The sequence below is a fragment of the Crossiella sp. S99.2 genome (genome assembly GCF_023094165.1).
Lineage (GTDB): Bacteria > Actinomycetota > Actinomycetes > Mycobacteriales > Pseudonocardiaceae > Crossiella.
This window is the reverse complement of the sequence record NZ_JALMDK010000018.1, coordinates 21,624-41,326: the sequence shown is the minus strand read 5'-3', so window position 1 is coordinate 41,326 and position 19,703 is coordinate 21,624. Positions and strand designations below refer to the sequence as shown.

General features: G+C 71.6%; 18 protein-coding genes. 4 read left to right on the top strand and 14 right to left on the bottom strand.

The features are described from left to right. Positions 1–64: 64 nt before the first annotated feature. The gene (locus MZC64_RS42215; protein WP_247765108.1) at positions 65–1,759 is read left to right on the top strand and encodes an amidohydrolase; all 1,695 of its coding nucleotides are present in this window, start codon (positions 65–67) and stop codon (positions 1,757–1,759) included. An 81-nt stretch (positions 1,760–1,840) separates the two neighbouring features. Here MZC64_RS42215 and MZC64_RS42210 read toward each other — a convergent pair whose 3' ends face one another. Next, positions 1,841–3,049, bottom strand: coding sequence for a CdaR family transcriptional regulator (locus MZC64_RS42210; protein ID WP_247765235.1), 1,209 nt, complete (start codon positions 3,047–3,049; stop codon positions 1,841–1,843). A gap of 23 nt (positions 3,050–3,072) precedes the next feature. Next, entirely contained in the window at positions 3,073–3,852 is a 780-nt protein-coding gene (locus MZC64_RS42205) for a trypsin-like serine protease (RefSeq protein ID WP_247765107.1), read from the bottom strand. Between the two features lie 240 nt (positions 3,853–4,092). On the opposite strand from MZC64_RS42205, the gene MZC64_RS42200 reads away from it, so the two are divergent. The 3 genes from MZC64_RS42200 to MZC64_RS42190 are packed head-to-tail and all read left to right on the top strand — an operon-like array spanning position 4,093 to position 8,607. Further along, positions 4,093–5,481: an amino acid permease gene (locus MZC64_RS42200; protein ID WP_247765106.1), complete on the top strand. Its 1,389-nt coding sequence runs from the start codon at positions 4,093–4,095 to the stop codon at positions 5,479–5,481. Continuing rightward, the gene (locus MZC64_RS42195) at positions 5,478–7,406 is read left to right on the top strand and encodes an amidohydrolase family protein (RefSeq protein WP_247765105.1); all 1,929 of its coding nucleotides are present in this window, start codon (positions 5,478–5,480) and stop codon (positions 7,404–7,406) included. The genes MZC64_RS42200 and MZC64_RS42195 overlap by 4 nt, the downstream gene beginning before the upstream one ends. A gap of 25 nt (positions 7,407–7,431) precedes the next feature. Beyond that, positions 7,432–8,607 carry a serine hydrolase gene (locus MZC64_RS42190; RefSeq protein ID WP_247765104.1) on the top strand — a complete coding sequence of 392 codons (1,176 nt, stop codon included), beginning with the start codon at positions 7,432–7,434 and terminating at the stop codon, positions 8,605–8,607. A gap of 13 nt (positions 8,608–8,620) precedes the next feature. Here MZC64_RS42190 and manD read toward each other — a convergent pair whose 3' ends face one another. From manD to MZC64_RS42125, 12 genes are all read right to left on the bottom strand, one after another. Beyond that, a complete protein-coding gene (gene manD, locus MZC64_RS42185; protein ID WP_247765103.1) occupies positions 8,621–9,814 on the bottom strand; it encodes a D-mannonate dehydratase ManD in 1,194 nt (397 codons plus the stop codon). Positions 9,815–9,834: 20 nt separating this feature from the next. Then, positions 9,835–10,635 (bottom strand): carbohydrate ABC transporter permease, encoded by an 801-nt coding sequence (locus MZC64_RS42180; protein WP_247765102.1) that lies wholly within the window; start codon positions 10,633–10,635, stop codon positions 9,835–9,837. Then, on the bottom strand, positions 10,632–11,510 hold the full coding sequence (locus tag MZC64_RS42175; RefSeq protein ID WP_247765101.1) for a carbohydrate ABC transporter permease: 879 nt from the start codon (positions 11,508–11,510) through the stop codon (positions 10,632–10,634). The genes MZC64_RS42180 and MZC64_RS42175 overlap by 4 nt, the downstream gene beginning before the upstream one ends. After that, a complete protein-coding gene (locus MZC64_RS42170; protein ID WP_247765100.1) occupies positions 11,507–12,787 on the bottom strand; it encodes an ABC transporter substrate-binding protein in 1,281 nt (426 codons plus the stop codon). The genes MZC64_RS42175 and MZC64_RS42170 overlap by 4 nt, the downstream gene beginning before the upstream one ends. A 203-nt stretch (positions 12,788–12,990) precedes the next feature. Continuing rightward, positions 12,991–13,755: a FadR/GntR family transcriptional regulator gene (locus MZC64_RS42165; RefSeq protein ID WP_247765099.1), complete on the bottom strand. Its 765-nt coding sequence runs from the start codon at positions 13,753–13,755 to the stop codon at positions 12,991–12,993. 57 nt (positions 13,756–13,812) lie between these two features. Then, positions 13,813–14,046 carry a hypothetical protein gene (locus MZC64_RS42160; RefSeq protein ID WP_247765098.1) on the bottom strand — a complete coding sequence of 78 codons (234 nt, stop codon included), beginning with the start codon at positions 14,044–14,046 and terminating at the stop codon, positions 13,813–13,815. Positions 14,047–14,062: 16 nt separating this feature from the next. Continuing rightward, entirely contained in the window at positions 14,063–15,409 is a 1,347-nt protein-coding gene (locus tag MZC64_RS42155) for a TRAP transporter large permease subunit (RefSeq protein WP_247765097.1), read from the bottom strand. Continuing rightward, positions 15,406–16,098, bottom strand: coding sequence for a substrate-binding domain-containing protein (locus MZC64_RS42150; RefSeq protein ID WP_247765096.1), 693 nt, complete (start codon positions 16,096–16,098; stop codon positions 15,406–15,408). The genes MZC64_RS42155 and MZC64_RS42150 overlap by 4 nt, the downstream gene beginning before the upstream one ends. Beyond that, the gene (gene otnK / locus MZC64_RS48395; protein ID WP_282106768.1) at positions 16,095–17,354 is read right to left on the bottom strand and encodes a 3-oxo-tetronate kinase; all 1,260 of its coding nucleotides are present in this window, start codon (positions 17,352–17,354) and stop codon (positions 16,095–16,097) included. Before otnK ends, MZC64_RS42150 begins: the two co-directional genes overlap by 4 nt. Further along, positions 17,342–17,977 carry an aspartate/glutamate racemase family protein gene (locus tag MZC64_RS42135; protein ID WP_247765094.1) on the bottom strand — a complete coding sequence of 212 codons (636 nt, stop codon included), beginning with the start codon at positions 17,975–17,977 and terminating at the stop codon, positions 17,342–17,344. Before MZC64_RS42135 ends, otnK begins: the two co-directional genes overlap by 13 nt. Further along, positions 17,974–18,717: a TIM barrel protein gene (locus MZC64_RS42130; protein ID WP_247765093.1), complete on the bottom strand. Its 744-nt coding sequence runs from the start codon at positions 18,715–18,717 to the stop codon at positions 17,974–17,976. The genes MZC64_RS42135 and MZC64_RS42130 overlap by 4 nt, the downstream gene beginning before the upstream one ends. Further along, positions 18,714–19,694 (bottom strand): phosphoglycerate dehydrogenase, encoded by a 981-nt coding sequence (locus tag MZC64_RS42125; RefSeq protein WP_247765092.1) that lies wholly within the window; start codon positions 19,692–19,694, stop codon positions 18,714–18,716. Before MZC64_RS42125 ends, MZC64_RS42130 begins: the two co-directional genes overlap by 4 nt. Between the last annotated feature and the right edge of the window lie 9 nt (positions 19,695–19,703).

The following is a 19,703-nucleotide window of genomic DNA, read 5'->3' as shown; positions in this document are numbered from 1 at the left end:
CCCAACTGGGCATACCACTTTGCCCAACTCGACGCTGGGCCGCCTTGGCGGGCAGGATGCGGGGATGGATCATGGAGTTGGGCGGCGGAGGGTGTTGCAGCTCTTCGGGTTGAGTGCCGGGGCCGGGGTCGCGGCGATGCGGGCGGCTGATCCGGTGCTGGGGGCCACGCTGGCCTACGACGAGGCGATCGGGGTCTCGGCCGAGCAGTACCGGGCGCCCAGTGGGCTGGCCAAGGACTCGGCGGCGAAGCAGGCCGCGCTCGCCTGGGTGGACGGCAACGCGGCGGCGATCACCGGGCTCAGTGACGCGGTGTGGGAGTTCGCCGAGCTGTCCTTGCAGGAGTGGCGGTCCGCGCAGGCCATCGCGGAGCTGTTGCGGCGCAACGGGTTCCGCATCGAGTGGGGGACCGGCGGGTTTCCCGCGGCGTTCACCGCCACCTACGGCTCCGGCAAGCCGGTGCTCGGGTTCAACGTGGAGTACGACGCCCTGCCCGGACTGTCCCAGAAGCGCGGCGCCGGCACGCACGATCCCCTGGTCTACAACCACGACGCCTACGGACCCACCTACGGCGCCGGGCACGGGGACGCGCACAACGCGCTGGGGGCCGGCGCCACCGGGGCCGCCATCGCGGTGCGGCATGCCATGGAGCGGCACGGACTGCCGGGCACGCTCAAGGTGTTCGGGTCCACCGGGGAAGAACAGCTGGTGGGCAAGCCCTTCGCGGTCAAGGCCGGGGCGTACGAGGGGCTGGACGCCTACCTGGACTGGCATCCGTTCGCCGCCACCCTCGCCAGCTGGAACACCACCTCCGCGCTGGCCTCGGCCACCTTCACCTTCCTCGGCGCGGCCGGGCACGGGGGATCGCCGCTGGGCAACAAGAGCGGGCTGGACGGCGCGCTGCTCATGGCCACCATGACGGAGTACCTGCGGGAGAAGAACGTCGCACCCTCCGGCCGGTTCCACTACGCGATCATCAACGGTGGCGGGGCGCCCAACGTCACCCCCGACATGTGCTCGATCTGGTTCTTCGTCCGCGAGGGCAGCCCGGCCCGGCTCACCGTGCTCTACGACAAGATCGTGGCCGCCGCGGAGGCCGCCGCCAAGGCCAGCCAGACCCGGCTGGTGCACAAGTTCCACGCCGCCACCTGGAACTCCCTCGGCAACAAGATCGCCGCCGAGCTGGCCGATGAGAACATGCGCCAGATCGGGCCACCGCAGTTCTCGGCGGAGGATCAGCGGCTTGCACGGACCTTGCAGAAGTCCCTGGGGCGTCCCGAAATCGGGCTGCCGACCCAGCTCGTGCCGCTGACCCCGCCGCCCGCGGCGTTCCTGGGCGGACCGTCCACCGACGCCGCCGACGTCTCCTGGCGCACGCCCAAGGTCACCGTGCTCGCCGCGACCTTCCCGCCCGGCATCCCGCACCACAACTGGGCGGTCACCTCTGCCGCGGCCAGCGGCATCGCGCACAAGGGACTGCTGGCCGCCGCGAAGTACCTGGCCGCCACGGCCGTGGACCTGCTGACCCAGCCCGAGGTGCTCGCGGCCATCCGCAAGGAGTTCGAGGAGCGCACCGCCGGAGCCGGCTGGAAGAGCCTGATCCCCGACGGCACCCAGCCGCCGCTGTACGAGCCACCCGCCGACTTCCTCCAGACCACCGGCCAGCAGTGGCCACCGCCCGGCGTCACCTGGCCGCCACCGCCCGTGGTGTCCACCGAGCAGCTCGGCACCACCGGGCCTGAGCTGCGGCCGGGGATCTGAGGGCACATCGTCGAGTTGGCCCAAGTGGTACGCCCACTTGGGCCAACTAGGCGTACGACTTTGGCCAACTCGACGGGACGGTCACCTGGTCGGTGGGGGTTGGAGGCGGAGTTGTAGCCAGCAGGAGAGCCGGTCGTCGGGGTGGCCGAACAGGTCGAGGCCGAACAGGTCGTGCGCGCGGCGGAGCCGGTACTTGAGGGTGTTGGGGTGCACGGTCAGGCGGCGCGCGGCCTCGCCGACGTTGCCCGCGGCGTCCAGCCAGGCGGTGACCGAGGCGGTGTAGTGGGTGCGGCGGGTGCGGTCGTGTTCGACCATCGCCTCGATGCCGGGGTGGCGCAGGCCGGGGTGCCGGGCCAGCTCGTCGGACAGGTGCGCGAGCAGCACCCCGGCGTGCACCTCGCCGAGTGCGGCCACCGGCCGTCCGCCGGGATCGGCCGTGGTCACCCGCAGGATGCCGTCCACTTCGGTGCGCAGCGCGGGCAGGTCGGCGACCTCGCCGGTGCCGCGGCTCTGCGCGCAGCGCACCGGCGCGTCCAGACTGCGTTCCAGGGCGGCGACCGCCTGTTCGGCCAGGCGGCGGGCGGTAGCGGGCGGGTCGTCGGGCAGCAGCACGTACACGGTGCGGTTGATGGTGGCGGTGGCCGCCTCGGCCGACACCGCGGCCCAGTGCCGGGCCGCCGCCGCGCCCAGCCGCCCGTCCACCGTCGGCTCACCCTCGGGCGGGCGGGCCGGGGCGAAGGCCAGCAGGGTCAGCCGCGGCGGGTCGGGCAGACCGAGCCGGACCCGGACCTCGCCCGCCGTGCCGTCGCCGAGCAGGGCACTGTGCAGGGCGTCCTCGCGGACCTGCCGGTCGAACTCGGCCGCGCCGCGGTGCCGCAGCAGGTGGGTGGCGGCCAGCCGGGCGCCGTCGAGCAGCGCGGACTCACCCGTGGCGCCCAGCGGCGTGGGGCCCTCGATGGCCCAGATGGTGCCCAGCGGCCGTTCGCCGTCCCGGATGGCGACAGCGGCGCGGGGGAGTTCGTCCGGGGCCAGCACGGGCAGCCGGACCACTCCTGTCGCGGCCAGGACCTGGCGATACTGGTCCATCTGCTGGGGCTGGTCGGGGACCCGGCGGTCCAGGATGCCGCGGCGGCGCAGCTCGTCGATGCGCTGCTCGGGCAGTGCGGAGTAGGCGAGCACCCGGTTGTCCAGGTCCTCGATGGACACCGAACCGCCGATGACCGCGGCCATGGCGTCGGCGAGGGCGTACAGCTCCTCGCTGGTGCCGCCGATGCTGGGCGGTTCGGTCATCCGCACCGGCCCAGCATAGGTGCTCAGCTCCGGCGCAGGGTGTCCTTGATCCACGGCAGCGCGCCGTGCACGGAGCCGTAGATCCCGTGCTGATCGCGGGTGCCGCGGGAGACCGCGCCGTAGACCGTCCAGATCCCGTTGGCGCGCTTGAGCAACGGCCCACCGGAGTCACCGGCGCGGGTGGTCTGCGGCCACTTGCCCTTGCCGGGCAGCGCCGCCATGCACAACTCGCCGGGCTCCATCGGCTCCCCGCTCATGCCGAGGCAGCGGCCGGGGTCGAGGAGCCGACTGTCCAGTTGCCGCAGTTGGATCGGGGGCGGCGGCCACGGGTCGCCCGGGTTCTCCGGCAGTTGGTGGTCGCCCCAGCCGATCGTGCGCACCGTGTCACCGGGGGTCAGTTCGGTGCGGGGCAAGGCCGCGGGAGTGTGCCGGGACGGCGCGTCGAGCTTGAGCAGGGCCATATCTGAGGTGGCCGCCGGAGCTGGTTCGATCCGTGCGCCACGGCGGATCTCACCGCCCTGGGTGCGGTTGTTGCTGCCCAAGCGCACCCGGATCTTGCCGGGATCCTTGGGATTCCCGTCGCGGTCGAGCACGCAGTGCTTCGCGGTGACTATCCACAGTGGACGGATGAGGGTGCCGCCGCAGAAGTGCGTGCCGTCGGCTTGCAATGAGGCCATGAACGGATACCGCTGCGTCGCCTGTCTGCCGCCGCTGATCGCCGCCGCGGGCGTCGCCGCCGCCAGCACCATGGCCACGCTGACACCGGTCACCAGCCAGGTCCGGCGTTTCGCCGTGTAGGTCATGCGCTCAGCCGACCACCGCCGAGGTTTCGGCGAGGTTTCCGCGGCCGGTCCGCCGGCTGGCCGGTTGCGGCCACCGCAAACGTTGGGCGGTTCCGTCAGGCGGACCGGGGAAGTGTAGGCGGTTCCGCCAACGACGGGGCGGGCGCGGGCGGCCAGGATGACGGGACCTCCCGGACACGGAAAGAGGTCCTCTTGGGAACCGGTGTTTCGCTGCGAAACCAGCTGCTCAGGCGCAAACCCGTGCGGGCGTTCCTCACCGACGCCGAGGCGGACAGCGGCGGCCTGCGCCGCACCATGGGCGTCTTCCAGCTCACCATGATCGGTATCGGCGGCACCATCGGCACCGGCATCTTCTTCGCGCTCAACACCACCGTGCCCAAGGCCGGTCCCGCGGTGATCCTCTCCTTCGTGCTCGGCGCGGTCACCGCGGCGCTGACCGCGTTGTGCTACGCCGAACTCGCCTCCGCCGTGCCCGTCGCTGGCTCGTCCTACTCCTACGCCTACGCGACCCTGGGCGAACTGGCCGCGGTCGCGGTGGGCTGGTGCCTGCTGCTGGAGTACGCGGTCTCCGCCGGGGTCATCGCGGTCACCTGGGGCCAGTACCTCAACGACCTGACGCAACGGCTCTTCGGCGCCCAGTTGCCCGCGGTCATCTCCGCGCCACCCGGCAGCGGCGGCTACCTCAACCTGCCCGCCGTGATCCTGGTCGGACTGTGCTGCCTGCTGCTGGTCCGGGGCGCCAGGGAATCGGCGGTGGTCAACACGGTGATGGTGCTGCTCAAGCTGGCGATCCTGGCCCTGTTCGTGGTGGTCGGCGCGGCCGGATTCGACGCCGGGAACCTGCAGCCGTTCGCCCCCATGGGTTTCGCCGGCATCGGCGCCGCCGCGGCCATCGTCTTCTACTCCTTCGTCGGCCTGGACGCGGTGTCCACGGCGGGGGAGGAGGTGCGCAACCCACGCCGGACGCTGCCGCTGGCCATCCTGTGCGCGCTGCTGGTGATCACCGCGGTGTATGTGCTGGTGGCGCTGGTCGGCATCGGCGCGCAGCCGTGGACGGCTTTCGAGGGCCAGCAGGCCGGGCTGTCCGCGATCCTGGAACGGGTCACCGGCGGCGGCTGGCCTGGACCGGTGTTCTCCGCCGGGGTGGTGATCTCGGTGGTCAGCGTGATCCTGATCGTGCTCTACGGCCAGACCCGCATCCTGTACGCGATGGGCCGGGACGGCATCATCCCGCCGGTGTTCTGCCGGATCGAGCCACGCCGGGGCACCCCGGTGACCGGCACCGTCCTGGTGGGTGGTTTTGTCGCGCTGATCGCCGCGGTGGTCCCCCTGGACGCGCTGGCGAACCTGACCAGCATGGGCGCCCTGGTCGCCTTCGCGGTGGTCTCCCTGGGGGTGATCATCCTGCGGCGACAGGAGCCGGATCTCAAGCGCGGCTTCCGGGTGCCCGGCTACCCGGTGGTGCCGCTGCTGTCGATCGGCTGCTGCGGTTACCTGATCTACCAGCTCCCGTCCGCCACCTACCTGCTCTTCGGTGGCTGGCTGGCGCTGGCGCTCGCGGTGTACCTGCTCTACAGCCGCCACCACTCGCGGCTGAGTGCTTGCGCAGAAAGGGAAAACGCGTCATGACTGTGCTGCCCCGGCGGGCGGTGGCGGCCGTGCTGGCCACCGGACTCCTGCTGTCCTGGCCCGCCGCGGCCACCGCCGCCCCGCCACCCGAACTCGATGCGATCATCCACGGCGGCAAGGTTTTCGACGGCAGCGGCGCACCCGGCCGGGTCACCGACGTCGGCCTCAAAGACGGGCGGGTGCACCGGATCGGCGACCTCGGCCGGATCCGCGCCCGCACCCGGTACGACGCCACCGGCCAGTACGTCACCCCAGGTTTCATCGACATCCACGCGCACACCGAGACCGGCCCGCCGCTGGCCGGGGCGAAAAGCTCGCTCACCCAGGGCGTCACCACCGAGCTGCTCGGCCCGGACGGCGGTGGCGCGTATGAGATCGAGCAGCAGCTGCGGGAGCTGGACGCGGCGCCCAAGGGCATCAACGTCGCGCCCTACGTCGGATTCAACACGGTGTGGCAGGCCACCATGGGCGAACGCGACACCCGCCCGACCGCGGCCCAGTCCGCCCAGATGCGCGCCCGGATCGAAAGCGGTATGCGCCAAGGCGGTTGGGGTGTCTCGGGCGGACTGGGCTACCCGCCCGCCTCCTACGCCCGCACCCAGGAGGTCGCCGAGGTGGTGCGCGGCGCGCGAGCCTGGCGGGCGATGTTCACCGACCACATCCGCGACGAAACCAACCAGGTGGTTGAATCCACCGCGGAGGACATCGCGATCGGCAAGGCCGCCGGGCTGATGCCGGAGATCACGCACATGAAGGTCGCCGGTCCGGGCAACTGGGGCAAGTCCGCGACCATGCTGCGCCTGCTGCGCGAGGCACGGGCCGCTGGCACACACGCCGGTGGCGACGTCTATCCGTACACGGCCGCCTCGACCGCGCTGGAGTTCTACGTGCCGGGCTGGGCCAAGGACGGTGGCACAGCAGCGATGCTGGCCCGCTTCGCCGACCCGGCACTGCGCCCGCGCATCGACGCGGAGACCAGCGCGTTCGTGCGCGACGACGTCGGCACCCCGGACAAGGTGGTGCTGCCCGACCTGGCCAACAAGACGATCGCCGACCTCATGGCCGAGTACGGCGGCGTGAGCATCGGCGAGGCGATCATGCGAGTCCTCAAGGCGCACAACGGATCCATCCTCGCCGTCATGCACATCGGGTCCGAAGAGGATCTCGCCAACTTCATCACCGACCCGTTCGTCGCCTTCTCCTCCGACGGCGGCGTGACCGAGTCCGCGCAAACCCATCCCCGGCACTACGGCAGCTACCCGCGCGTGCTCGGCCGCTACGTCCGCGAACGCGGCCTGCTGTCCTGGGAGGAGGCCATCCGCAAGATGACCGGCCTGCCCGCGACCATGGTTGGCATGGTGGACCGCGGTTACCTGGCCGAGGGCATGGCCGCGGACGTGACAGTGTTCGACCCGAAGACCATCGGCGACCGGGCCACCTTCGAGCACCCGAAGCAGTATTCCGTTGGCGTGCGCTGGGTTTTCGTCAACGGCAAGCTCGCGCTCACCGGCGGCGAACCCACCCGCGCGGCCGCTGGGCAGGCGTTGCGGCGGGCGTCCAGCATGCCCACCCGTCCGCAGCATGTCGGCAAGGACCGCACGGTGGCCACGGCGGGGCTCGTGCGGCCGGAAACGGGCGGTGCCAACGCAATCGTTGTCGCGCTCGCCCAGCACGCCGGCGCCCGGTCTGCCGCGGGAACGGTGGTGGTCGCTGGCCCGCACGGCGTGCTGCACTCGGTGCGCCTTGGCCGGTTGCAGACCGCAGACGGCTGGTTCAGCGTGACCGGCATCGGCAGGCTCGGCACCGGCCCCGAACGCGCGTTCACCCTGACCGTCGATCGCCACGACCCGCTGGCCGCACCAAATCAGCGGCGCGCGACGGTCCGGATCGACGGTTCCCCGACGATCTACGGCCCCCTGTCCTGAGTACCAACAATGTTATGGAGCAACCATGAGCGGCCGGTTCCGGCACTGCTTCCTCATCCTGGTCCTCGGCATGTCCAGCATGTTGCCGAACGCCGCGGTCGCGGCCCCGGCCGAGGACTTCGCCAAGCGGATGGACCGCGTACTGGCCCGGGCCACCGCCGCCTTCGGCCAGGCCGGGGTGCAGGCGGTGGTGATCCGGCACGGCCAGGTGCTGTGGTCGGGCCAACGCGGCCTGGCGATCACCGACCCGCCACGACCGGTCACCGCGGACACCATGTTCGCCTACGCCAGCCTCAGCAAACTGGTGCTCGCCGCGTACGCGCTGCACCAGGTTGAGAACGGCTCGCTGGCCCTGGACAAGCCGATCTCGGCCTATATCGGGGACACGGTGCCGGGTGCGCGGCGGGTCAGCGTCCGGATGCTGCTCACACACACCTCGGGCTACCCGGACCTGTACGCCGATCCGGCCACCGAGCCGCTGTTCCCGCCCGGTGAGCAGTACGACCCGGACCGGCCCTACACCTTCGCGATGCTGGCCAAGGGCATCCGGGCGCCGGTCGAGCCCGGGGCGCGCTTCGCCTACTCCAACACCGGCTACATCCTGCTCGGCCACGTCCTGGCCAAGCTCGCCGGCGGTGACGACGCCCTGCGCCTTGCCTACCAGAACTACCTGCGCGGCGCGGGCACCCCGCAGACACCGATCACCGAGCAGCTGATCACCCTGGACCGCTCGCCGGAAGCCCTGCGCCGCCTGGCACACGGATACAACCGCCGGGACAACGGCTCGCTACAGGACTACTTCACCGCCTACGGCGCGACCGGCATCCCGACCGACCTGTACGGCCTGCCGTTCACCGACGGGCACCACGCGGGCACCGCCACCGGCGTGGGCCTGGTGCTCGACGGGCTGTTCGCCCGCGGCCGGCTGCTGCGCCCGGAAACCTTGCGGCACATGGTGACCCCGTCGCCGCAGGCAGTGCGGAACCCGGACTTCGACCGCAGCTACGGGATGGGCAGCTACCGGGCGCAGGCCGGCGGCATCAGCTGGCATGGCCACGGCGGCAGCTACGGCGGGTTCAACTCCATGGCGGGCACCAATCGCGCCCGCGGCCTCACCGTCGCCGTGGTGACCAACCGGCTGTCCGCGGAGCGCCCGGCCGAGGTGATCTGGCGGGAACTCGCCGCGGCCGCCAGCTCCTGAGCACGCCGGTGGGTCACCAGTCGTGCAAGGTGCCGTCCAGCAAACGGTTGTACGGCAGGTAGTCCCGCCGGTACGGGTGCGCGGCCATGGCCTGCTCGTCCAGCGTGACGCCCAGTCCCGGCGCCTCGCTGGGCCGCAGGTGGCCGTCGGTGAAGGTGTAGCCGGGGTGGAAGACCTCGGCGGCCTGGGCCGGGTAGCCGGAGTACTCCTGGATGCCGAAGTTGTGGATGGCCAGGCCCAGGTGCACCGCGGCGGCCATGCCCACCGGGGAGATGTCGGCCGGACCGTGCAGACCGCTGCGAATCTGGTACAGGGCGGCGAAATCGAGCAGTTTCTTGACCGCGGTGACGCCGCCGAAGTGGGTGACGGGGGAGCGGACGAAGTCGATCAGCCGTTCGGTGATCAGGGTCTGGTAGTCGAAAACGGTGTTGAAGACCTCGCCGATGGCCAGCGGGATCGTGCTGTGCTGCCGGACCAGGCGCAGCGCGGACTGGTCCTCCGCAGGGGTGCAGTCCTCCAGCCAGAACAGGTCGTAGGGCTCCAGCGACTTGGCCAGCCGGGCGGACTGTTGCGGGGTGAGCCGGTGGTGCACATCGTGCAGCAGCGGCAGTTCCGGGCCGAACTCGTTACGCACCGCCTCGAACACGCCCGGGATGTGGCGCAGGTAGGCGGCGGAGTCCCAGTCCTCCACCACCGGCATCCCCGGGGTGTGCTCGGACTGCGCGATGGAGTAAACCCGTTGCAGTCCAGGGATTCCGGACTGGATGCGGATCGCCTGATAGCCCTCGGCCTGCCGGGCGCGCACCGAGTCGAACAGCTCGGGCAGGTCGCGGCCGGCGGCGTGGCCGTAGGTGCGCACCCGGTCCCGGCTGGCCCCGCCCAGCAGCTGGTACAGCGGCAGTCCGGCGACCTTGGCCTTGATGTCCCACAGCGCCACGTCCACCGCGGCGATGGCGGCCATGGTGACCGGGCCGCGCCGCCAGTACGCGCCGCGGTAGAGCTGTTGCCAGGTGTCCTCGATACGGTGCGGATCGGCGCCGATCAGCGTGGGCAGCACGTGCTCGGACAGGTAGGCGGCCACGGACAGCTCGCGGCCGTTGAGGGTGGCATCGCCCAGGCCGGAGACGCCCTCGTCGGTCTCGATCCGCACGGTCACGTAGTTGCGGCCGGGACTGCACACGAGCACGCTCGCGTCGACGATCTTCACTACTGCCTCTTTCCGGGCGCTCAGCCCTTGGTGGCGCCGGCGGTGAGCCCGGCGACGATGTGCTTCTGCGCCAACAGGGCCACCGCCAGCGCGGGCAGGGTGGTGATCGTGGCCGCGGCCATCAGCCCGCCCCAGTCGGTGCCCGCGTAGGAGACGAAGGAGAACAGCGTCACCGGCAGGGTTTTGGTGTCCTCATCGGCCAGGATCAGCGCGAACATGAAGTTGTTCCAGCTGGAGATGAAGGCCAGCACGCAGGCGGTGGCGATGCCCGGCATGGCCAGTGGCAGCGCGATGCGCAGGAAGGTGCCGAACGGGGTGAGCCCGTCGATCTGCGCCGCCTCCTCCAGTTCCACCGGCAGGCCCTCGAAGAAGCTGATCATCACCCACAGGATCAGCGGCACCGAGACGAACATGTGACTGAGCACCAGCACCGCGTAACTGCCGACCAGACCGAGCTGGGCGAACAGGTAGTACCAGGGCACCAGCAGCGAGATCGCGGGCACGATCCGGGCCACCAGCACCAGCGAACCCGTGCCGTGCAAGCGAAAACGCCCCACCGCCCAGGCCGCGGGCACCGCCAGCACCGCGGACAGCGCGGTGGAGGTGACGCCGACGATCAGCGAGTTGAGCATCGAGGACGGCAGTTCGCCGCCGGAGAGCACGGTGCCGAAGTTCTCCAGCGTCGGCGTGAACACCAGCCAGGAACCGGGATCGGTGATCTGCACGTTGGTCTTGAACGCCGAGGCGACCATCCACCCCACCGGCAGCACCAAAACCAGCAGTGCCACCGTGATCGCGCCACCGCGCAGCCAGGCTTTCACGCGGCCTCCCGTCCCGGGCGGCGGCGCACGACCAGCACCACGCCGACGATGACCACGGTGAACAACACCAGCACCGCCGCGGCCAGGGCGTACTCCTGGTAGTCGAAGGTGAGTCCGTAGGCCAGCACGTTGAGCGTCTCGGCCTCGAACGCGGACCCACCGCCCGCGCCCTTGGTGGCGTAGATGAGGTCGAAGGTCTTGAGTGCGTCCACCGCGCGCAGCAGCACCGCGGCGGCCAGTGCGGGCAACAGCATCGGCAGCACCACGTGCCGGAACCGTTGCCAGGCAGTGGCTCCGTCCACCAGCGCGGCCTCCTCCGGTTCGGTGGGCAGCGTGGACAGCCCGGCCAGCAACAGGATCGCCATCATCGGCGTCCACTGCCAGACGTCGATGGCCATCAGCGTGGGCAGTGAACCGGTCACCGACCCCAGGAATGCCTGCCGGGGCAGGCCGATCGCGGTCAGCAGGTGGTTGGCCACGCCGTTGGTGGGATCCAGGATCAGCAGCCACAGCACGCCGATGGCCACCGGCGCGGTCAGCAGCGGCACGATCAGCACCGTGCGCACCCAGCGCACCCCGCGGAAAGCCTTGCGCAGCAACATGGCCAGCGCCAGCCCGAGCACCGACTCCACCGCGACCGCGCCCACGGTGAACACCACCGTGCGCCACAGCGCGGGCCAGAACCGGCGGCCGTCACCGAGCGCGTCGGCGTAGTTGCGCAGCCCGGCGAACCCCGCATCCGCGTTCACCGCGCCAAATGCGTCGGTGAAACTCAGGTACACCGTGAACACCAGCGGAAAGACGATCATCAGCCCGACGAAGGCCAGCGCCGGGGACAGCATCAGCCAGCGCAGCCTGCGCTGCGCGCCGGTCACCGGTGCTCCCGATGCCGGTTGTCCCGCACCAGGAACGCGGCGAGTTCCACATCGGCCGCCCGCGCCGCCGGTTCCACCGGCTGCCCGAGCACCCCGGCCACCAGCGGCGCGCCCACGATGTCCCGGGCCCGCCCGACCTGCAACACCCGCGGCCGATCCGAGCCGATCCCGTTGCGCGCGTTGACCTGCATCGCCGCCGCCAGCTCCGCCGGGAACCCGGTCAGTGTGCCAGCATCGGCCCACACCGACTCCCGCGCCCCCGGAATCCCCTTGGCCTGCAACGCCGCCACCATCGCCGGCGAGGAGGCCCAGCGCAGGAACCGCCAGGAATCCTCCTGCAGCAAGGAAAACCGGTTGATCCCCAGACTCCACGAGGGCACGTTGTACGGCCGCGCCCCGGCCGGCCCCGCGGGAAACGGCGCGAAACCAACCCGGTCCCGCACCAGCGAGGTCTTGGGATCGACAATGCTGGTGTAGATCGCGTCCGCGTCCACGTAGAAGGCCGCCTTGCCCTGCGCGAACACCGGCATCGCCTGCTCCAGGCTCATGTTCGCCACCCCCGGCGGCCCGGCCCGGCCGAGCAGCTCGCCGTAGTACTGGTAGGCGTTGATCGCGGCCGGGCTGGCGATCGCCGACCGCCCGTCCACCACGAAGTCGCCACCGTGGGAGTAGAGGAAACTGGACCACTGCGTCACCGCCCCGGTCCGCTGCCCCCGCCCTACCGCGCCGAACATCCCGCGTCCCGGATCGTGCAGCCGTAGCGCGCGGTCCAGGAGTTCGGCGAGCGTGCCGGGTGCGCCGGTGAGGTCCTTGCGGTAGTAGAGCACCGGCCGCTCGGTGACCACCGGCACCGACCGCACCCGCCCGTCCACGATCGAGGCGGTGCGCGGCGCCTGCTGCACATCGGACCACCGGTACCCGGCGTCCCCGGTGACCAGGTCGGTCAGATCGGCCAGCCAGCCGTTGCGGGTGAACAGCGCCTGCTCCTGCAACGCCCGCACCATCAGCACGTCGATGTCGGTGGCCGAGGCGTTGAGCTTGACGTTGTAGGCACTGGCCAGCTGATCCCCGGTGAGCATGGTGATCGTCACCCGCCTGCGCACCAGCTCCTCGAACTCCCCGATCCGCTCCCGCACCGCCCGCGTCCACACGTGGTTCGCGGCCAGCACCCGCAACGGCGAATCCCGCCCAGGACTGCCCGGACCACAGCCCGCAAGCGCGGCACCAGCGGAAACACCCCCGAGCATGGTGAGGAACCCGCGCCGGGTCGGCGACATCGACAGCCCACCTCCTCACCCTGGTCCAACTGGTAGTACCAGTTCGGCCAGACAGTACGTCCGAGGCCACCGAGGAGCAAGGGCCAAGACCGGTCCGTCGCCCCACCCAACGCCGAGTTGGCCCAAGTCGTACGCCCGGTTGGCCAAACTGGGCGTACCACTTGGGCCAAGTCGACGGCGGACGGGAACTTCCGGTGACCTGCTCAGGTTGGCGGGTGGGTGCGGTGGAGGAGGGTTTCCAGGTGGTGGGAGGCCATCGCGTCCACGCTCAGGTCGGCTGCTGGGCCCCAGCTGCGGCCGGCCAGGGCCAGGTGTTCGTGCATGCAGTGGCGGGCCAGGTCGACGTCGCGGGCCTCGATGGCGGCGACGATCTCCGGGTGGTGCGGCACGCCGGGACCCGGGTCGGCGGTCTCGGAGTTGGAGCGCAGCATGATCTCGAACATCATCCCGCTGATCGAGGCCAGCATGATCCGCAGCACCGGGTTGCCCGCGGCCGCGGCGATGGTGTCGTGGAAGTCCACGTCGGCCCGGGCCTTGGCCACCACGTCGGTAGCGGCGAGCACCCGCTCGTGCGCCGCCCGGATCGCCGCCACCTCGGCCTCGGTGGCGTGCCGGGTGGCCAGCGCGACGGTCTCCAGTTCGAGCACGATCCGGGCCGCCATCACCTGGCGCACGGTGGGCCTGCTGGTCCGGTACAGCGCGTCGTAGCCGTGTGCCTCGGCAGCGGACCGTTCGGCCACGAACGACCCACGCCCTGGCGCGATCTCGATCAGGTGCTGGGCTTCCAGCCTGCGCAACACCTCGCGGACCACGTTGCGACTGGCCCCGAACCGCACCGCCAGCTCACGCTCGGAGGGCAGTTTGGCGCCGGTGGCCGGGTCACCGGAGAGGATTTCCTGGCGGAGTTGCCGGGAAATGGTCTCGGTGAGCAGACCGCGTTGGGGCGGTGGCGGAACGCTGCCGGGCACGGCGGCGATGCTACCCGGCCGGTGCGCACCGGCCGGGCACACCCGCCGTGGGCCGCGTCATTCGTCAACCGTGTTCGCCCGGCCCTCCCGGGTGTAGCGCAGCAGGAACGCGCACACGCCCGCGAGCGCCGCGATCATGCAGGCGACATCGGCCACCGAACCGCCGAAGGTTTCCACCAGCGGGCCGGAGCCGAGCAGGATGCCGGTGGTCTGACCGGCGATGACGAGCACGCCGCCAAGTAGGAAGGTGAGTAGGCACAGGCGGGTGGCGACAAGCAGGATCCGGTACACGGGCACGCTCCTGAGGTCAGCTGGGCAGCCACAGCACGCCGACCGCGATCAGCACGCCGAAGAGCAGGGTGGGCAGCAGGTAGTAGAGAACGACCGGGAGGAAGACCCGGACCGGGTTGATCCCGGCGATGCCCGCGGCCACGTACAGCGGCGCGGCGCCGGGTGGGGAGCAGCCTTCGGAGGAGGCCCAGACCAGGATCGCGGCGAAGGCCACGTGCGGGGGAATGCCCGCGGCGGTCAGCGCGGCGAAGGCGACCGGGCCGATGGCGGCCACCGTGGAGGTGGTGTTGAGCGGGCCGGCCACGATCACGATCACCAGGCCGACCACGATGGCCGCGACCAGCGGCGATACCCCGGTCAGGCCGGTCAGCAGCGGGGCGAGCTGGCTGCCCAGGCCGAGGGTGGTGAGCACGTTGGAGGCGGCGAAGGCGGCGATCATGGTGACGCCGACCAGGCCGAGTTTCGGGCCGACCGTGCCCAGCAGCTCCCACCACTGCGCCCGACCGGTCGGTAGGGACCGGCGTTCGACCAGCAGGCCGACCAGCAGCATCACCACCGGCAGCCAGACCAGCATCGGGATCGCCTTGTCCACGGCCACGCCGACGTGCGCGGAGACCAGGTCGCTGGTCGGGGACGCGGTGAGCAGCACCGGCACCGCCACCGAGGCCAGCACCAGCAGCGAGGTCCAGCCCGTGCGGAAAGTCCGGCCAAAGGGGTGCACATCGGCTGGGTTCATCGCACCTACCCCGCGCCGGGCCACGATCAGCCGGGCCACCAGCAGGCGCATCAGCACCATCCAGACGCCGGTGACGAACATGGTGGCGACCATGCCGCCGGTGCCCAGCACGGGCAGCACGGTGGGCGCGGCGAGCAGCAGGAAGAACGCGCCGCTGAACGGGAAGGTCGCGCCGACCCCGGCGTTGCCGGACAGAACAAGCGCGGCGGTCTCGCCGCTGGCACCGGAGCGTTTCAGCCAGGGGATGGTGATGGCGCCGATGGTGGCCACGATCGCCGCGCCGTTGTGCGCGACCGCGCCGAACAGGCCGGAGGCCACGGTCGCGGCGTAGGCCGAGCCGCCGCGGCGGCGGCCCAGCACCGAGCTGAGGATGTCCACCAGGCGCTGCACCAGGCCGGTGCGGGTGAGCAGTTCGCTGACGAAGACGAAGGCCAGCGCGGCGAAGGTGATCTCGGACTTGAGCCCGTCCACCAGGCCCTGCCAGCCGACCGACACCGCGTCGCCACCGGCGAAGGCGGCGGTGACCAGGAAGCCGACCACCATCGCCTCACCGATGTTGCGCTTGAACACCGCGTTCCACAGCACGATGACCCCGATGAACGCCCCGAGGGCGTAGACGGCGTTCATACCGGCAGCAGCCCGGCCGCGGCGAAGGCGGCCGTGGCCCGGGGACGGGTGAGGAACAGGGCCAGCGCGGCGGCGGTGCTGCCGGCGTTCGGGGCGAGGGCAAGGGACAGTTCGCTGTGCTGCTGGACCTCATCCGGCAGTGGACCGGCGATTCGCACGCCGGGGACCGCGGCCAGTTCGCTGAGCTGTTGCACGGCCAGGTCGGCGCGGCCGTCGAGGAGGGCTTCGGCGGTGAAACCCTTGGGCAGTACGGTCGCGCGGGCGTTCACCTGCTCGGCGATGCCCAGTTGCTCGATCAGGGCGGCGAAGTGGATGCCGCTGGCGCCGGTGCGCGAGTAGGCGACCGAACGGGCCGAGGTCAGCCCGGTACACAATGCGTCCACTGTGGACAGATCGGGGGCGTCCGCATCCGCAGGGACGGCCAGGCCGATGCCGCTGCGGGCCAGTGCTGTCCGCGTTGCGGGGTCGATCGCGCCGAGTTCGGCCAGGGCCGGGAATGCCTCGGTGATCGCGATCACCAGTTCCGGCCGTGCGCCGTCGGTGATGCGCTGGACCAGGACGGTGGTGGGGTCGTAGCTGGTTTCGACATCTGCGCCGGAGTGCTCGGTGAAGGCCGGGAGCAGCACGTCGTCGAGCGCGGTGCGCACGGAGAGCGCGCTGAACAGGCTGACGGTGGGTCGATCGGTCATGGCGGATCCGTTCGATGGGGGACCGGGTGGTGGGTTTCCGAGGCGGTGGCGAGCAGGTCGGGGTCGCCGAAGTTGCCGGATTTGAGCAGTAGCAAGGGATGTGCGGGGTCGACCGGCCGGATCCACGGCACGCCGGGGGCGGCCTCGGGGCCGACCGCGCCGCCGCGCACGCCGAGGGCGGCCACCACCGCGCCGGAGGTCTCGCCGCCCGCGGTGATCAACCGGCGGATCCCGCGGCGCACCAGGCCGACCGCGATCAGGCCGGTGGCCCGTTCCAGGATCCGCGCTGAGCCCTCGACGCCCAGGATGTTCTGGGTGTGGCGCAGTTCGGCGGGACTCATCGTGGAGTAGATCAGTGGGGCGTCGCCGGTGGTGGTGTCGAACCAGTCGAGTGCTTGGGCGGCAAGGGTTTTCGGGTCGGGCTGGGCGACAGGGTCGAGGCGGTGCGCGGGCCTGCCCAGGCGCAGGAGTTCGCCGACCTGTTCCCGGGTGCGGGCCGAGCAGCTGCCGGCGAGCACCGCGGCCGGGCCGGTGACGCTGAACTCGTCCTCGGGCGGGTGACCACGGCCGGTGGCCGCCGCGAGTCCGCCCGCCAGCCCTGCCGCCCCGGCCACCAGTGGGGCCTCGGCCAGGACCCGGCCCAGCACCCGGAGATCCTGTTCGGTGGTCGCGTCGGCGAGCAGGTAGCGGGCGGTGGACTGCCGGATCGCCCGCCGGACGGCCGCCCCGCCCGCGCGCACGGTGTCGTGGCCGAGCAGGTCGACCGGGTCGGTGACCTGGGCACGCAGCAGGCGCACCAGGTTGGCGTCGCGCATCGGGGTCAGCGGGTGGTCGCGCAGGGGGGAGTCGGAGAGCAGGTCGTCGCCGACGAACAGGTGGCCGCGGTACTGGGTGCGGCCGTGCTGCGGTGAGCTGGGTGTGGTCACCACGGTCGGGGCGTTGAGCGCGGTGGCCAGGGCGGCCAGTACGGGGCCGATGTTGCCCTCGGCGGTGGAATCGAAGGTGGAGCAGTACTTGAAGTAGACCTGCCGGACCCGGTGCCCGCGCAGCCAGCCCAGTGCGTGCAGTGAGTCGGTGACCGCGGCCGCGGCCGGAATCATCCGGCTGCGCAGCGCCACCACCACGGCCTCGGCCGCGGGCAGCTCGGTCTCGGCTGGTGGCGTGCCGAAGTACAGCAGGGTGCGCAACCCGTTGCGACGCAACGACACGGCCACGTCGGTGGCGCCGGTGACGTCGTCCGCGATCACCCCGAGCATTGGCCCACCAACGCTTTCAGCCGGGCCGCCGCGCTGCGCGGGCCGGAGAACACCGGTAACCCGGTCGCCGCGGCCAGCGGCACCGTGGCGGGCGCGAGGGAGTACTGGGCCAGCAGCACGGAGTCCACTGTGGACTCCTGCTGGCAGGCACGGAGCAGGATGTCGGTCAGCGCCTTGGTGTCGCCGGTGGCGGCGAAGGCCTCCGGCGCGTGCACGCCGACCACCTGGAGCCGCGGCGCCCGGTCGCGCAGGCGGGTGACCGAATCGTGCAGCGCCGCCGCGATCGAGGCGAGCACCAGCACCCGGCGCGGCGCGCGGGCCAGCACATCGTCGAAGGCTGCGTCATCCGGAGCGAGCACCGGCACCGATGCGGTGCTGGTGCGGGCGAGTTGGCCGTAGAGCGAGCAGGTGAGCAGCACCGCGTCCGCGCCGCCGTGCACCGCGTAGGCGATCAGCCGCCGCATCCGTTCCGCCAGTTCGGGTGTGACGCCGTTGCGCGCGTCCGCCAGTAGCTTGTCGTCGAGCAAGTTCCACAGGTCCGCCGCGGGAAACCGTTCGCCCAGCGCGGCGGTGGCCGGGCCGATGGCGGCGGGTGTCGCGCTGATCAGCGCGACCCTGGTCATCGGAGCCAGCCCAGGCCGGTGGGACTGCTCGGCCGGTACTCGCAACCGATCCAGCCGCGATGCGCTTCCAGCAGGCCGAACACCTCGGGCCAGGGGATGTCGCCGGTGCCGGGTTCGCCGCGGCCGGGCACGTCGGCGAGCTGCACGTGCCAGGTCTGCGGCAGGAACTCGCGCAACGCGGCCAGCACATCGGGCTCGTCGTGCCGGGCGTGGTAGACGTCGAAGAGCAGGCCGACGTGGTCCGCGCCGATCGCCTCCACCGCCGAGGCGGCGTGCGCCTGATTGTCGAGCAGGAAACCCGGCTTGTCCTGTTTGTTCTGTGACTCCAACACAATTCGCACGCCGGTGTCCCTGGACTGCTGTGCCGCCCAGGCGATATTGGCCACGTAGCAGGCGAACGCGCGGTCCCGGCTGAGCTGCGGAGGCCGGATCCCGGCCGGCACGTGCAGGAAGGCCGCCCCCAGTTCGACCGCGTAGCCCAGTGCGAGGGACAGACCCGCGCGGAACTCGGCGATGCGGTCCGGCAGGCAGGCGGTCCCACCCTGCGGCGAGTTGATCAGCACCTGGGTCAGGCCCGCGTCGGTGAGCCTGCGCTGTAGTTCGGCGGCCGGGAAGGGGTACGGGTCGGCGTATTCCACCGCGGTGAACCCGGCGACGGCCGCGGCGTCGAAGCGTTGCGCGAAGGGCAGTTCGGTGAACAGCCAGCCGAGGTTGGCGGCCAGGCGGTCGAGCTCGATCACCGGACCTCCTGCGCGTACCCGGGGTTGACCAGGTGTGCGGGCGCGCGGCCGTGCAGGACGTCGATCACCTGCCGGGCGGCCAGCAGGCTGGACCGGGAGCGGGCCTGCGTGGTCGCGCCGCCGATGTGCGCGGTGATCAACACGGTGTCCAGTCCACGCAGTCTGCTGGTGGCGGGCAACGGTTCTTGGGCGAGCACGTCCAGCGCCGCGCCCCCCAGTTCGCCGCGTTCCAGCGCGTCCGCGAGGGCGTCCTCGTCCACGATCCCGCCGCGGGCGGTGTTGATCAGATACGCGCCGGACTTCATGGCGCGCAACGCCTCCGCGTCGATCAGGCCGCGGGTGGAGTCGTCCAGGAACAGGTGCAGGCTGACGAAATCGGACTCGGCCAGCAGTTCGGGCAGCGGCAGGATCCGCACGCCGGTCTCGGCCAGGAACTCCCGGTCCGGGTTCGGTTCGGTGGCCAGCACCCGCATGCCCAGGGCGAGCGCGAGCCGGGCCACGGTCTGCCCGATCGCCCCCAGCCCGATCAGGCCGAGGGTGGCGCCGTGCAGTTCGAGGCCGCTGCGCTGGGCCCAGTCACCGGCCCGGACCGCGGCGGTGTTCTGCGGGATGAGCCGGGCGCAGTTGAGCATCAGCGCGAGGACGTGTTCGGCGACCGAGCGGCGGTTCGCGCCGGGGGTGTGTGTGACGGCCACGCCGCGCCGGGTCGCGCAGGCCACGTCGATGTTGTCGTACCCGGCCCCGCAGCGGCCGAACACGCGCAGCCGGGGCGCGGCCTCGATGACCTCGGCGGTGAAGGCGTCGGTGCCGGCCACGATCCCGTCTGCCTCGCGCACCACGCCGGTCAGGGTCAGCCCGGTGGCCTGGCGCAGGGTGGCGGGGGCGAAGACGGTGTCGAACCCGGCCTCGGTCAGCAGCCGGTCCACCTCCCCGCCGGGTTCGAGGTAGGGCGTGGTGACCAGGACTCGCTTGCTCATGCCGAAACT